This window comes from Streptomyces sp. RK62 (assembly GCF_018070255.1).
Lineage (GTDB): Bacteria > Actinomycetota > Actinomycetes > Streptomycetales > Streptomycetaceae > Streptomyces > Streptomyces nigra.
Map to the genome: position 1 here is coordinate 438,664 of NZ_JAGPYD010000003.1, position 13,156 is coordinate 451,819.

13 protein-coding genes are annotated in these 13,156 nt (G+C 71.9%); 3 read left to right on the forward strand and 10 right to left on the reverse strand.

What is annotated here, in order from left to right:
• Window positions 1–2: 2 nt before the first annotated feature.
• Window positions 3–785: a hypothetical protein gene (locus KBY32_RS08320; RefSeq protein ID WP_210979443.1), complete on the forward strand. Its 783-nt coding sequence runs from the start codon at window positions 3–5 to the stop codon at window positions 783–785.
• A gap of 34 nt (window positions 786–819) precedes the next feature.
• On the opposite strand, the gene KBY32_RS08325 is transcribed toward KBY32_RS08320, so the two are convergent.
• The 6 genes from KBY32_RS08325 to KBY32_RS08350 form a co-directional block, all read right to left on the reverse strand.
• Window positions 820–2,646 (reverse strand): serine/threonine-protein kinase, encoded by a 1,827-nt coding sequence (locus KBY32_RS08325; protein WP_210979444.1) that lies wholly within the window; start codon window positions 2,644–2,646, stop codon window positions 820–822.
• A gap of 558 nt (window positions 2,647–3,204) precedes the next feature.
• Complete coding sequence (locus KBY32_RS08330) at window positions 3,205–4,503, reverse strand: aldolase/citrate lyase family protein (protein WP_210979445.1); 1,299 nt, start codon at window positions 4,501–4,503, stop codon at window positions 3,205–3,207.
• 189 nt (window positions 4,504–4,692) lie between these two features.
• Window positions 4,693–5,655 carry an electron transfer flavoprotein subunit alpha/FixB family protein gene (locus KBY32_RS08335; protein WP_055622218.1) on the reverse strand — a complete coding sequence of 321 codons (963 nt, stop codon included), beginning with the start codon at window positions 5,653–5,655 and terminating at the stop codon, window positions 4,693–4,695.
• A 51-nt stretch (window positions 5,656–5,706) separates the two neighbouring features.
• The gene (locus tag KBY32_RS08340; protein WP_055622219.1) at window positions 5,707–6,495 is read right to left on the reverse strand and encodes an electron transfer flavoprotein subunit beta/FixA family protein; all 789 of its coding nucleotides are present in this window, start codon (window positions 6,493–6,495) and stop codon (window positions 5,707–5,709) included.
• Between the two features lie 242 nt (window positions 6,496–6,737).
• Window positions 6,738–7,247: a flavin reductase family protein gene (locus tag KBY32_RS08345; RefSeq protein WP_210979446.1), complete on the reverse strand. Its 510-nt coding sequence runs from the start codon at window positions 7,245–7,247 to the stop codon at window positions 6,738–6,740.
• A 209-nt stretch (window positions 7,248–7,456) separates the two neighbouring features.
• A complete protein-coding gene (locus KBY32_RS08350) occupies window positions 7,457–7,870 on the reverse strand; it encodes a thioredoxin family protein (protein ID WP_055622221.1) in 414 nt (137 codons plus the stop codon).
• A gap of 76 nt (window positions 7,871–7,946) precedes the next feature.
• On the opposite strand from KBY32_RS08350, the gene KBY32_RS08355 reads away from it, so the two are divergent.
• On the forward strand, window positions 7,947–8,363 hold the full coding sequence (locus KBY32_RS08355; RefSeq protein ID WP_210979447.1) for a DUF4395 domain-containing protein: 417 nt from the start codon (window positions 7,947–7,949) through the stop codon (window positions 8,361–8,363).
• 187 nt (window positions 8,364–8,550) lie between these two features.
• Window positions 8,551–9,285 carry a 1-acyl-sn-glycerol-3-phosphate acyltransferase gene (locus KBY32_RS08360; RefSeq protein WP_055622223.1) on the forward strand — a complete coding sequence of 245 codons (735 nt, stop codon included), beginning with the start codon at window positions 8,551–8,553 and terminating at the stop codon, window positions 9,283–9,285.
• Window positions 9,286–9,380: 95 nt separating this feature from the next.
• Here KBY32_RS08360 and KBY32_RS08365 read toward each other — a convergent pair whose 3' ends face one another.
• The 4 genes from KBY32_RS08365 to KBY32_RS08380 all read right to left on the reverse strand — a co-directional run bounded on the left by KBY32_RS08365 (window position 9,381) and on the right by KBY32_RS08380 (window position 13,134).
• Entirely contained in the window at window positions 9,381–9,764 is a 384-nt protein-coding gene (locus KBY32_RS08365) for a VOC family protein (RefSeq protein WP_247689134.1), read from the reverse strand.
• 105 nt (window positions 9,765–9,869) lie between these two features.
• On the reverse strand, window positions 9,870–10,940 hold the full coding sequence (locus tag KBY32_RS08370; protein ID WP_055622225.1) for a low specificity L-threonine aldolase: 1,071 nt from the start codon (window positions 10,938–10,940) through the stop codon (window positions 9,870–9,872).
• On the reverse strand, window positions 10,937–11,686 hold the full coding sequence (locus KBY32_RS08375) for an SDR family NAD(P)-dependent oxidoreductase (RefSeq protein ID WP_210979448.1): 750 nt from the start codon (window positions 11,684–11,686) through the stop codon (window positions 10,937–10,939). Before KBY32_RS08375 ends, KBY32_RS08370 begins: the two co-directional genes overlap by 4 nt.
• Window positions 11,687–11,736: 50 nt before the next feature.
• Window positions 11,737–13,134, reverse strand: a complete 1,398-nt coding sequence (locus tag KBY32_RS08380) for a DUF6421 family protein (protein WP_210979449.1) — start codon at window positions 13,132–13,134, stop codon at window positions 11,737–11,739.
• Between the last annotated feature and the right edge of the window lie 22 nt (window positions 13,135–13,156).

Below are 13,156 nucleotides of genomic sequence, written 5' to 3' on the forward strand. Positions count from 1 at the left end.
AGATGGACGGTGTGCCCGGGCGGGCGGAGGCGACGGCGAGGGCCGGGGACGGCGGCCGCACGCTGGAGGCGCTGGGCCTGGCCGAGTCGCCCCACGACCATCCGCTGACCTACCCGGGCGCCTGGCCGGACGACTCCGCGCTTCTCGACGGTGATCTGCTGCTGCCGCTGGACCGCCTGGTGCACGACGGGCGGACACCGGTCCTCGCGGTGGGCTCAAACGCCTGCCCCGCCCAACTGCGCCGGAAGATGCAGGCGTTCGGGATCGACTCGCCGGTGCCCCTGGTGAAGACGCGGGTGACGGGCCTCGCGGTGGGCGTCTCCGCCCATGTGAGCCGCCTCGGCTATCTGGCCGCCGCGCCGTTCCTCGCGCCCGGCCGGGTCACCGAACTGTTCCTGACCTGGCTGGACGACGAACAGCTCGCCGTGATCGACGCCAGCGAGGGCGTGCCCCGCCCCGACGGCAACTACGCCCGCGCCTGGCTGCCCGCGCCGGACGTACGGATGGACCTGGCCGACGGCACGTCACTCCCCGGCGCCTACGTCTACGTCAACCGCCACGGCGTCCTGCACGACGGCACCGGCGCCCCGCGCACCCACCCCGGCCAGCGGCCGCTCCTCACCGAACTGCTGTCGGGCTCGGCCCGGTTGAGGGAGCTGTTCGGCGTCACCCCGGAGGAGTTCAGCGCCCGGGTGCGCGCGGACGTCCGCCTGTGCGCGCTGGGCACCGAGGTGTTCGCGCGCGAGAAGCTGGTGACGGCGTCGGGGCTCGAGCCGTACGTCTGAGCCGGGCCGTACGTCCGTCCGTCCGGGGCCGAGGTCAGCAGACCGGGAGGCCCGGCACCGGCTCGTCGTTGTCGCCGCCCTTGATGTAGACGTCGCTGACGAAGACACCGGTGTTGCCGCTGTCGTCGTCGGTCTTCGCCCACCAGACGTTCGTCCAGCGGCCGGACGTCTCACGGCGGCCGAGGTTCTGCTGGCAGTAGAAGTAGTTGGTGCCCGCGTTGAGGATGCCCGCCTTGGCGCCGCTGGCGGTGTAGGAGTCCGCCGTCTTCCAGACCTGGCAGTTGTACTTGCCGCCGCCGATGGGGTGGCAGGCCGCGGCGGGCGTGGAGGGGTCGTCGCCCCCGCCCGTCGGCCCGCCGTCGCCCTCGTTCTTGCCGTCCTCGCCCGTGCCGGGGGCACCGCCCGCCGTCCTGCTGGGGGAAGCGTCGTCGGGCCGCTCGGAGGGCTTCCGGTCGGCTGACCGGCTCTCGTCGCCGGTGGGGTCGGACGAGGCCGCTTCGTCCCGCTCGGTCAGCCCGGCGTCGCCCGCACGGCCGGTCTCCTGGCTGCCGTTGGCCCGTACGGACGGACCGGTGGTCGTAGGGGACGCGGTCCCCGCCGATTCGGTCCCGGACTTGCCGTCGCGGTTGCTGAGCAGGGCGACGGTCGTCCCGCTCGCGGCGAGGACAAGGGCGACGGCAGCGGCGGCGAGCAGCACGCGACGCCGTGAGCGCGAGCCGGAGGTGGGGGCGAGGGGGCTGCTGACGCCAGGGTGGTGCGGCTGCTGCCCTGGGCCGACCGGCCCATAACCCGGTGCCGCAGGCGTCCCCGGAGCCGTAGGACCGTCCTGCGCGGCGGCGGCGCCGAAGCCCTGCGGTGCCGTGGGCCCGTCGGCCCCCTGCCCGCCGACTCCGAAGCGAGGAGCGCCCGGCAGCCCGGAAGCAGGCACCCCGTCACCGGCCGAAGCGCCGGAGGTGGCCGCCACCACCGACGGCCCCCGCAACGCCGTCGTCGGGGTGTCCGTGCCGGCGTCCGCCACCGCCTGGAGGAGGTCGCGGGCCTCCTCGGCCTCGGGGCGGGAGTCGGGGCGCTTGTCCAGCAGGCGTTCCAGGACCGGGGCGAGGGGCCCGGCCCGGCGCGGCGCGGGCAGGGGCTCGCCGACGATGGCGGTGAGCGTGGAGAAGGTCGAGGTGCGCCGGAAGGGCGCGGAGCCCTCGACGGCGGCGTACAGGGTGGCGCCGAGCGCCCATACGTCCGAGGACGGTCCCGGCTCGGCGCCCTGGGCCCGCTCGGGCGCCAGGTAGTCGAGGGAGCCCACGAGTTGTCCGGTGCGGGTCAGCTGGGTCGCGGAGCCGTCGCCCGGGTCGTCCATCGTCGCGATGCCGAAGTCGGTGAGGACGACGCGGCCGGACGTCTCCAGCAGGATGTTGCCGGGTTTGACGTCCCGGTGCAGGACGCCGGCCCGGTGGGCGGCGGCCAGCGCGTCCATGACCTTCGCGCCGATGCGGGCCGCCTCGTACGGGTCGAGGGTGCCGCGTTCGCGCAGCACCGCCTCCAGGGAGGGGCCGTCGACCAGTTCCATGACGATGAGCGGACGTCCGTCGACCTCGGCGATGTCGTGCACGGCGACGACGCCGGGGTGCCGGATCCGGGCCGCCGCCCGGGCCTCGCGCCGCATCCGCAGCCGCAGATCGGCGAGTTCGGGACCGCCGGCGTCGGAGAAGGTACGGAGTTCCTTGACGGCCACCTCGCGGCCGAGGACCTCGTCGACCGCCCGCCGGACGACCCCCATGCCGCCGCGTCCGAGCTGTTCCACCACCCGGTAACGTCCGGCCAGCAGCCCGCCGGGCTCCTCCACCTGTCCGTTCTCCCCCGAAGACACCCGCAACCCCGTCCTGTGGCCCGTACTTGCGTGCCGTACAGCCTACGGGGCGCGTGTGACGGCGTGGGCGACCGAGGGCCAGGCGCCCGGGGGCGCGAACAACGGCGTACGCGCGCCGACGCGACCCGCCCGAACGGCGGCGCCTTCACCTACCGGAAGCCGTCAGGCCGCCGCGCCGAGGCGATGCGTACCCCTCCCCCGTCTCGCACGAGTCAGCCCGAGGAGCCGAGCGACCTCGCCCATGCCGAGGCGTGCTGCGGCCGACGCCCTCCGCCCAGCCGGCGGTGCCTTCACCTACCGCAAGCCGCCAGGTCGCCGCCCCGGGGCGACGCGTACCTCCCGGCTCGCGCGGGTCGGCCCCGAGAGCCGAGCCACCTCGCCGATGCCCGGCCCCCGCAGTACAGGCCGCGCAGCGGCCGACGCAACCCGCCCGAGCAGCGGCTTCAGCTTCCACAAGCCGTCAGGTCACCGCAGGGCCGGGCGACGCATACCCCTCCAGATCGGCCGCGCAGCGGCCACGCGACCCCGCCAGCCGGCAGCCGCCAGCCGGCACCCGCTTCAGCTCCCCGAAGCCGTCAAGTCACCGCGCCGAGGCGACGCGTACCCCTCCAGATCGGCGCGCGTCAGCCCGGTCAGGCGGGCCACCTCCCCCATGTCCAGAGCGCCGCAGTCCAGCCCGCGCAGCAGATAGCCGCTGAGGGCCTTGGCGGTGGCGGGCTCGTCCATGACGTCGCCGCCGGCCCGGTTGGCGTACCGGGCGAGGCGGGCGGCGGCCTGTTCGAAGCCCTCGCGGTAGAAGGCGAAGACGGCCGCGTACCGGGTGGGGAGGTGGCCGGGGTGCATGTCCCAGCCCTGGTAGTAGGCGCGGGCGAGCGCGCGGCGGGTGAGGCCGTAGTGGAGCCGCCAGGCCGCGTGGACCTGCTCGGCCGGGCCGACGGGCAGGACATTCGTCGAGCCGTCGCAGACGCGGACGCCGGTGCCGGCCGCCGCGACCTGCATGACGGCCTTGGCGTGGTCGGCGGCCGGGTGGTCGCTGGCCTGGTGGGCGGCGGAGACACCGAGGCAGGCGCTGTAGTCGAAGGTGCCGTAGTGCAGACCGGTGGCACGGCCCTCGGCGGCCTGGATCATACGGGCGACGGTCGCGGTGCCGTCGGCGGCGAGGATGGCCTGGCTGGTCTCGATCTGGATCTCGAAGCCGATCCGGCCGGCGTCCAGGCCGTGGGCCTTCTCGAACGCCTCCAACAGGCGCACCATGGCGGTGACCTGCTCGGGATAGGTGACCTTGGGCAGGGTGAGAAGCAGTCCGCCGGGCAGCCCGCCGGCCTCGATCAGGCCGGTGAGGAAGATGTCGAGGGTGCGGATGCCCCGGGCACGAACGGGCGCCTCCATGCACTTCATGCGGATGCCCATGTACGGGGCGGCCGTCCCGTCCCGGTACGCCTCGGCGATCAGCCGGGCCGCGCGGGCGGCGGTCTCGTCCTCCTCGGCGTCGGGGCGGGGCCCGTAGCCGTCCTCGAAGTCGACCCGCAGGTCCTCCACGGGCTCGCGTTCCAGCTTGGCGCGGACCCGGTTGTACACCGGCTCGGCGAGGTCGTCGGAGAGGCCGAGCGCGGCCGCGAACGATCCGGCGTCCGGGGCGTGTTCGTCGAGGGCCGCGAGCGCCCGGTCGCCCCAGGTGCGTACGGTGTCGGCGGCGAAGACGTCGCCGGGGACGTAGACGGTGTGGACGGGCTGACGGGTGCCGGGGTCACCGGGGTAGCGGCGCTCCAGCTCGGCGTCGACCGGGGCGAGGGAGGCGTCGATCTCCTCGCTGACGGCACCCGCGAGGCTCGTCGTCACCTTCTCCTGCTGGCCCATTCCCACACCCTCCGCTTCCGCGATACGGAATCAACAATCCGTTGAATGACGGTATCCGGAGTCCTTCCGGCTGGTCAACACCGTGTCCACGGGCGGCGGTCCGCCCGCCGCCCTCCCATCATCCGACGCACGAGGCCCCCGTGACCGTCGGAAACGGTCACGGGGGCCTCGGGTGCAGCCGGTGGGAGATCAGCCCTTGCGGCCGTTGATCTCCTCGGTCAGGGCCGGCACGACGTCGAACAGGTCGCCGACGACGCCGTAGTCGACCAGCTCGAAGATCGGGGCCTCGGCGTCCTTGTTGATCGCCACGATCGTCTTCGAGGTCTGCATGCCCGCGCGGTGCTGGATCGCGCCGGAGATGCCGGAGGCGATGTACAGCTGCGGCGAGACCGACTTGCCGGTCTGGCCGACCTGGTTGGTGTGCGGGTACCAGCCGGCGTCCACCGCGGCACGCGAGGCGCCGACGGCCGCGCCGAGCGAGTCGGCGAGCGCCTCGATGATCGCGAAGTTCTCGGCGCCGTTGACGCCGCGGCCGCCGGAGACGACGATCGCGGCCTCGGTCAGCTCCGGACGGCCGGTCGACTCACGCGGCGTGCGCGCGGTGACCTTGGTGCCGGTCGCGGCGGCGGAGAAGGTCACGGAGAGGGCCTCGACCGCGCCGGCGGCCGGGGCGGCCTCCACGGCGGCCGAGTTCGGCTTGACCGTGATGACCGGGGTGCCCTTGGAGACACGGGACTTGGTGGTGAAGGAGGCGGCGAACACCGACTGGGTCGCCACCGGGCCCTCGTCGCCGGCCTCGAGGTCGACGGCGTCGGTGATGATGCCGGAGCCGATGCGCAGCGCCAGACGGGCGGCGATCTCCTTGCCCTCCGCGGAGGACGGCACGAGGACGGCGGCCGGGGAGACGGCCTCGACGGCGGCCTGGAGGGCGTCGACCTTCGGCACGACCAGGTAGTCGGCGTACTCGGCGGCCTCGTGGGTGAGGACCTTGACGGCGCCGTGCTCGGCGAGGGTGGCGGCGGTGTCACCGGCGCCGTTGCCCAGCGCGACGGCGACGGGCTCGCCGACGCGGCGGGCCAGCGTCAGCAGCTCCAGGGTGGGCTTGCGGACGGCGCCGTCCACGTGGTCGACGTAGACGAGAACTTCAGCCATGGGATTGCTCTCCTGCGAAACGAAGTTGAGGGGCGGTCGGCGTGTCGAGCCTTAGATGAACTTCTGGCTCGCGAGGTACTCGGCGAGCTGCTTGCCGCCCTCGCCCTCGTCCTTGACGATCGTGCCGGCGGTACGGGCCGGACGCTCGGCCGCGCCGTCGACGACGGTGTAGGCGCCCTCGAGACCGACCTCCTCGGCCTCGATGTCGAGGTCCGACAGGTCCCAGGACTCCACCGGCTTCTTCTTGGCGGCCATGATGCCCTTGAAGGACGGGTAGCGCGCCTCGCCCGACTGGTCCGTGACGGACACGACGGCCGGCAGGGAGGCCTCCAGCTGCTCGGAGGCGGCGTCGCCGTCACGGCGGCCCTTGACGGTGCCGTCCTCGACGGTGACCTCGGACAGCAGGGTGACCTGCGGGACGCCCAGGCGCTCGGCCAGCAGGGCCGGGACGACGCCCATGGTGCCGTCGGTGGAGGCCATGCCGGAGACGACCAGGTCGTAGCCGGCCTTCTCGATCGCCTTGGCCAGCACCAGGGAGGTGCCGATGGCGTCGGTGCCGTGCAGGTCGTCGTCCTCGACGTGGATGGCCTTGTCGGCACCCATGGACAGCGCCTTGCGCAGGGCGTCCTTGGCGTCCTCGGGGCCGACCGTCAGGACGGTGACCTCGACGTCGTCGTCGGAGTTCTCGGAGATCTGCAGCGCCTGTTCGACGGCGTACTCGTCGAGCTCGGAGAGCAGACCGTCCACGTCGTCCCGGTCGACGGTCAGGTCATCGGCGAAGTGCCGGTCGCCAGTGGCGTCGGGCACGTACTTCACGGTGACAACGATCCTCAAGCTCACGCCGGCTCTCCTACTGCGTCGACATTTCTCTGCTGCCTCTTGCAGGCAGCATAGGCGCCCCAAGTGGCCGATCCCGATCGGGGCGACCCGCGCTCCGAGCGAGATATTACTCGTCAGTACACCCAGTTCGTTCCCGCTAAGCAAGCGCTTTGAACTGTGACCTTTGCAACGCAGCGTAATCGGAATCCGACGGCTTCGCAGAACGCCCGCGGCGCCTGTTCGGTCACACGCTCCCGGTGACCTCAGTCACGCAGGCCGTTGAACCGGCCCTGGTGGTACAGCAGCGGACGGCCCTGCCCGGAGGGGTCGCCGAGGACGACCTCGGCCAGCACGATGCGGTGATCGCCCGCGGGCACGCGCGCCACCACCCGGCACACCATCCACGCGAGCACTCCGGCCAGCACCGGGACCCCCTCGGGACCCTCCCGCCAGACCGTCGGCGGCCCGAAGCGGTCGGCGCCGCTGCGGGCGAAGGTCGCGGCCAGGTCCTGCTGGTGCTCGCCGAGTATGTGGACGCCGACATGGTCCGTCCCGGCGATGGCCGGCCAGCTGGAGGCGCCCGCGCCGACGCCGAAGGACAGCATCGGGGGCTCGGCGGAGACGGAGCTGAGGGAGGTCGCCGTGAAGCCGACGGGGCCCTGCTCACCGCGGGCGGTGATCACCGCCACACCGGCGGCATGGCGCCGGAAGACGGAGCGGAGCAGATCGGGAGAGGCGAGCTGAGCGGTGTCCAGGCCGGGAGAGGCCGTCATGGAGTTGTCCTTCTGCGAGGGGATGCGGGGCGGTCCGGGGCGGTTCAACAGCCCGGACAGCGCGCGCCCACGGTGCGGGCCGGTTCGGCGGGGGCCCGGCCGAAAAGAAGGAGTTCCTCACACATACGGTCAGGCTGACGATAGGTGGTCCGCACAGTCAAGTGCGTCCCGGCATGTGGGAGATGACTCACCCTCGGCCGCACGGCCCCTCAGACCGCCTCGCCCAGAGCCGCGATGACGTCGGCCTTCCGGGGCTGCCCGGTGGCCCGCCGCACCACGGCCCCGTCGGCGTCCAGGACCAGCACGGTCGGCGTCTTGAGGATGTCGAGCCGCCGTACGAGGTCGAGGTGCGCCTCGGCGTCGATCTCGATGTGACGCACGCCCGGGACGATGCCGGCGACCTCGCCCAGCACGCGCCGGGTGGCCCGGCAGGGGGCGCAGAAGGCGCTGGAGAACTGCACGAGCGTGGCGCGCTCGCCGAGCTCGCCGCCCAACTCGCCCGCGCCGAGCCGCTTTCCGTCGTCGCGCCCGCGCACCCGTACCCTCCCGCTCCGCCGCCGCTGCAGCACTCCGTAGGCGCTCGCCACCGCCAGCACCGCCACGCACACCATGAGTCCGGTCATCACCCTGCTCAAGCATTCACAGGACTGCAAAGATTCCCGCCTCCCCGAAGTCCGTCCGTTGCGGAATGCTTGATTCATGGACATCGATGTGAGGGGGCCGCGCTTCGGGGCGGCCGTGACGACCGTGGTGCTCGCGGTCGTCCTGGTCACCGGGAGCGCCTGGCTGCTGGCCTGGCAGACGCTGGCGTTCGCGCTGGGCGCCGCGGGCGGGGTGGGGCGCTCGCCCTACGGGGTGCTGTTCCGCCGGGTGGTGCGGCCGCGGCTCGGCCCGCCGACCGCCTTCGAGGCGCCGGAGCCGCCGCGCTTCGCGCAGGCCGTGGGGCTCGTCTTCGCGGTCGTCGGACTCGTCGGCTACGCACTGGGACCGCAGTGGCTGGGCCTGGCCGCCACCGGCGCCGCCCTGGCCGCCGCGTTCCTCAACGCCGTTTTCGGGTACTGCCTGGGGTGTGAGATGTACCTGCTCGTACGACGGCTGACGGTGCGCGCCGGGTAAAGGGCGATCCAAAGCACGAGGTGGATCAAGGTGAGGACGTGACGAGGATCTCGCGGCATCCGGGCACTTGGGCTTGGCCCTCGGCCGTTCTTCGGGCACGATCGGCGACAAGCCGTAAACCTACGGCTGCGTAACTTACCTCTGGGAGCTTCCTTCCCAGGCACTGAAGGAAGGGTCCACCCCGTCCATGGCAGAGCTTGTCTACCGTCCTGTCGTCGGTTTCGCCCAGACACTGTTCAAGGTGTGGGACCTCAAGATCGACTGCAAGGGATCGGAGAACATTCCGCGCTCGGGCGGCGCCGTGCTGGTGAGCAACCACATCAGCTACCTGGACTTCGTCTTCAACGGCCTGGCGGCGCTCCCCCAGAAGCGGCTCGTGCGCTTCATGGCCAAGGAGTCGGTGTTCCGCCACCGCGTCTCCGGCCCGCTGATGCGGGGCATGAAGCACATCCCCGTGGACCGCGAGCAGGGTGAGGCGGCGTACGCCCACGCGCTGGACTCACTGCGCTCCGGGGAGATCGTCGGGGTCTTCCCCGAGGCGACCATCTCGCAGTCCTTCACGCTGAAGAGCTTCAAGTCGGGTGCCGCCCGCCTCGCCCAGGAGGCCGGCGTGCCCCTGATCCCGATGGCCGTGTGGGGCACCCAGCGGCTGTGGACCAAGGGCCACCCGCGCAACTTCAAGCGCAGCCACATCCCGATCACCATCCGCGTCGGCGAGGCCATCGAGGCGTCCCGGGAGAAGTACGCCGGGGCCATCACCCGCCAGCTGCGCGAGCGCGTCCAGGAGCTGCTGGAGGCCGCCCAGCGCGCCTACCCGGTCCGCCCCAAGGACGCGAACGACACCTGGTGGATGCCGGCCCACCTCGGCGGCACCGCGCCCACCCCGGAGCAGGTGCGCGCCGCGGAGAGCGCTGCCGGCTAGTACCGCGCCGGGCAGCGTTCGCCCTGCCATGATCTGCCGTCCGGTCGCTGCCGCCGGCAGTGCCGGGCGGCAGCAATGATCACGTGCTGTCTGATCTAGTCGTCGTCGCGGCACAGGCAGAAAGGGTGGCCGGCCGGGTCGAAGAGCACCCGGACGTTTTCCCGCGGCTGGAACTCCGCCACGGTGGCACCCAGGGCGATCGCCTCGGTGACCGCTGAGTCCAGGTCGCCGACCTGGAAGTCGAAGTGCATCATCGGGCGCTGGTCGCCGTCGGCCGGTGGCCACACGGGAGCCCGATAGCCGTCAGCCTGCTGGAACACGAGGAACGGTCCTTGCGGGGAGGCGGCCACAACGGCTGTTCCCGGCTCTTCGTGCCCCATGCGCCAATCGAGGAGTTCGGCATAGAACTTCGCCAAACCGCTGGGATCCGGCGCTTCGATCGTCGTCCCCCACCACATGCCGCCTGTTCGAGATCGCATGCTTGAGCGTATCCGAGGCCCACATACGCACCAGGGGGCGGACGCCCACGGTACGCGAGCGGGCCGGCGCCACAGCGCCGGCCCGCTTTCCTGGCGGAATGAGCCCTAGCGGGCCATCTCCTCCTTGAGCGCGGCCACGAAGGTGTCCACGTCGTCCTCACGGGTGTCGAAGGAGCACATCCAGCGCACGACGCCGGCCGCCTCGTCCCAGAAGTAGAAGCGGAACTTCTTCTGCAGCCGCTCGGCCACATCGTGCGGGAGCTGCGCGAAGACGGCGTTGGCCTGCACCGGGTAGAGGATCTCCACCCCGTGGACGGCGCGTACGCCCTCGGCGAGCCGCTGGGCCATCTCGTTGGAGTGGCGGGCGTTGCGCAGCCACAGGTCCTTGGCGAGCAGCGCCTCCAGCTGCACCGACACGAACCGCATCTTGGACGCGAGCTGCATGGACAGCTTGCGCAGATGCTTCATGTGCCGCACGGCGTCGGGGTTGATCACGACCACGGCCTCACCGAAGACGGCGCCGTTCTTGGTGCCGCCGAGGGAGAGGAGGTCGACGCCGGCCGCGTTGGTGAACGTCCGCATGGGGACGTCCAGCGAGGCGGCGGCGTTGGCTATCCGCGAGCCGTCCAGGTGCACCGTCATACCGTGCGCGTGGGCGTGCTCGCAGATCGCGCGGATCTCCGCCGGGGTGTAGAGGGTGCCCAGCTCGGTGCTCTGGGTGATCGAGACGACCTGGGGCATGGCCCGGTGTTCGTCGTCCCAGCCGTACGCCTGCCGGTCGATCAGCTCGGGGGTGAGCTTGCCGTCCGGGGTGGGCACCGTGAGCAGCTTCAGTCCGCCGACCCGCTCCGGCGCCCCGCACTCGTCGACGTTGATGTGGGCGCTCTCGGCGCAGATCACCGCGCCCCAGCGGTCGGTGACCGCCTGGAGCGCGACGACGTTGGCTCCGGTGCCGTTGAAGACCGGGAACGCCTCCGCCGTGGCACCGAAGTGCCCGCGGACGATCTGCTGGAGGTTCTCCGTGTAGGCGTCCTCGCCGTACGCCACCTGGTGCCCGCCGTTGGCCAGGGCCAGGGCGGCGAGCACCTCGGGGTGGGCGCCGGCGTAGTTGTCGCTGGCGAAGCCGCGGACGTCCGGGTCGTGATGACGGCGGGCGTCGGTCTTCGGAGGGTTCACGGCTGCTCGGTCAGCCACAGGCGCTTTCCGTTCACTTCGGCGGCGGGCTGGTCCCAGACGCCCACGACCGCGTCGGCCAGGTCGTGGACGTCCGTGAAGCCCGCGAACTTCGCGTTGGGGCGGTCGGCGCGCATCGCGTCGTGGACCAACGCCTTGACCACCAGGATGGCAGCCGCCGAGGTCGGGCCCTCGGGGCCCCCCGCCTTGCGGAAGGCGTCGGCGAGCGCGAGCGTCCACGCCTCGGCGGCGGCCTTGGCGGCGGCGTACGAGGCGTTGCCCGCGGTCGGCTTGGTGGCGCCGGCCGCGCTGATCAGCACATAGCGCCCCCGGTCGCTGCGCTGGAGGGCCTCGAAGAAGGCGAGCGAGGTGTGCTGCACGGTGCGGATCAGCAGCAGCTCCAGGAAGTCCCAGTCGTCGAGGCTGGTCTTGATGAAGGTCTCGCTGCCGCGCCAGCCACCCACGAGGTGGACGAGCCCGTCGACGCGCCCGAACTCCTTCTCGGTGCGCAGCGCCCAGTCACGGGTGGACTCCAGATCGAGCAGGTCGACCGTCTCCCCGGTCACGGTCGCCCCGCCGGAGGCGTAGCGGGCCGCGTCGACGGCCTCGGCGAGCCGCTCGGGGTCGTTGTCCGCGCCGACGACGGTGGCGCCCGCCTCGGCGAGCCGCCGCAGTGCCGCCCGGCCGGCGGGTCCGCCCGCTCCGGCCACCGCGATCACCGCACCGTTGAGTGCACCGTTCCCCACCATGCGCCTCGCCTCCTGGGCAGCCTGAGCCGTGTTGCCTGTGTCCCGGTCGCTCACGCGGCGATCCGCTCGGCGTCGTCCGCGGTGATACCCCGGGTCGAGGCGATCACGTTCTTGAGCTTCTTGGACAGGGCCTCATAGAACATGCTCAGCGGAAACTCGTCCGGAAGCACGTCATCGACGAGTTTCCGGGGCGGCTGGCTCAGGTCGAGGGCGTCGGGGCCCTTGGCCCACTTGGATCCCGGGTGCGGTGCCAGGTAGGTGGAGACCAGCTCGTAGCCGGCGAACCAGTGGACGAGCTTCGGGCGGTCGATGCCGTCGCGGTACAGCTTCTCGATCTCGGCGCACAGCTGGTTGGTGACCTGCGGGGCGCGGTCCCAGTCGATGTGCAGCTTGTTGTCCGTCCAGCGGACCACGTCGTGCTTGTGCAGGTAGGCGAAGAGCAGCTGGCCGCCGAGGCCGTCGTAGTTGCGCACGCGCTCACCGGTGACGGGGAAGCGGAACATGCGGTCGAAGAGGACGGCGAACTGCACGTCACGGGCCTGGGAGACGCCCTCGGCCTCCAGCTTCACGGCCTCCTTGAAGGCGGTGAGGTCGCAGCGCAGCTCCTCCAGGCCGTACATCCAGAACGGCTGACGCTGCTTGATCATGAAGGGGTCGAACGGCAGGTCGCCGTGGCTGTGGGTGCGGTCGTGGACCATGTCCCACAGGACGAACGCCTCCTCGCAGCGCTTCTGGTCGTGGACCATCGCGGCGATGTCCTCGGGCAGCTCCAGGCCCAGGATGTCGACGGCGGCGTCGGTGACACGGCGGAAGCGCGCCGCCTCGCGGTCGCAGAAGATGCCGCCCCAGGTGAAGCGCTCGGGCGCCTCGCGCACGGCGATCGTCTCCGGGAAGAGCACCGCGGAGTTGGTGTCGTAGCCCGCGGTGAAGTCCTCGAACTTGATGCCGCAGAACAGCGGGTTGTCGTAGCGGGTGCGCTCCAGCTCGGCCAGCCAGTCCGGCCAGACCATGCGCAGGACGACGGCCTCGAGGTTGCGGTCGGGGTTGCCGTTCTGCGTGTACATCGGGAAGACGACCAGGTGCTGGAGGCCGTCCGCACGGCCCGCGGCGGGCTGGAAGGCCAGCAGCGAGTCCAGGAAGTCGGGTATGGCGAAGCCGCCCTCGGCCCAGCGGGTCAGGTCCTTCACCAGGGCCTGGTGGTACGCGGCGTCGTGCGGCAGGAGCGGCGAAAGCTCCTCCACGGCCTCCACGACACGCCGTACGGCGGCCTCGGCGTCACCGCGCTCGGGTGCGCCCTCGGCCGAGAAGTCGATCGACCCGTCCTTGGACTGCCATGGCCGGATCCGCTCCACGGCATCCTTGAGCACGGGCCATGCCGGGTGCTCCACCACCCTGGTCACGGGAGGAATCTGGTCCCCCGAAGCCGCCTGCACAAGAATTTCCGTCATGTCCCATCCTCCACGGGAGAAC

Bases quoted from the DNA above. Each gene is read 5' to 3' on its own strand.
- KBY32_RS08320 (WP_210979443.1), top strand. From the start codon at position 3: ATGGACGGTGTGCCCGGGCGGGCGGAGGCGACGGCGAGGGCCGGGGAC.
- KBY32_RS08330 (WP_210979445.1), bottom strand. From the start codon at position 4,503: ATGGGCCAGCAGGAGAAGGTGACGACGAGCCTCGCGGGTGCCGTCAGC.
- KBY32_RS08335 (WP_055622218.1), bottom strand. From the start codon at position 5,655: ATGGCTGAAGTTCTCGTCTACGTCGACCACGTGGACGGCGCCGTCCGC.
- KBY32_RS08345 (WP_210979446.1), bottom strand. From the start codon at position 7,247: ATGACGGCCTCTCCCGGCCTGGACACCGCTCAGCTCGCCTCTCCCGAT.
- KBY32_RS08350 (WP_055622221.1), bottom strand. From the start codon at position 7,870: ATGACCGGACTCATGGTGTGCGTGGCGGTGCTGGCGGTGGCGAGCGCC.
- KBY32_RS08355 (WP_210979447.1), top strand. From the start codon at position 7,947: ATGGACATCGATGTGAGGGGGCCGCGCTTCGGGGCGGCCGTGACGACC.
- KBY32_RS08360 (WP_055622223.1), top strand. From the start codon at position 8,551: ATGGCAGAGCTTGTCTACCGTCCTGTCGTCGGTTTCGCCCAGACACTG.
- KBY32_RS08365 (WP_247689134.1), bottom strand. From the start codon at position 9,764: ATGCGATCTCGAACAGGCGGCATGTGGTGGGGGACGACGATCGAAGCG.
- KBY32_RS08375 (WP_210979448.1), bottom strand. From the start codon at position 11,686: ATGGTGGGGAACGGTGCACTCAACGGTGCGGTGATCGCGGTGGCCGGA.
- KBY32_RS08380 (WP_210979449.1), bottom strand. From the start codon at position 13,134: ATGACGGAAATTCTTGTGCAGGCGGCTTCGGGGGACCAGATTCCTCCC.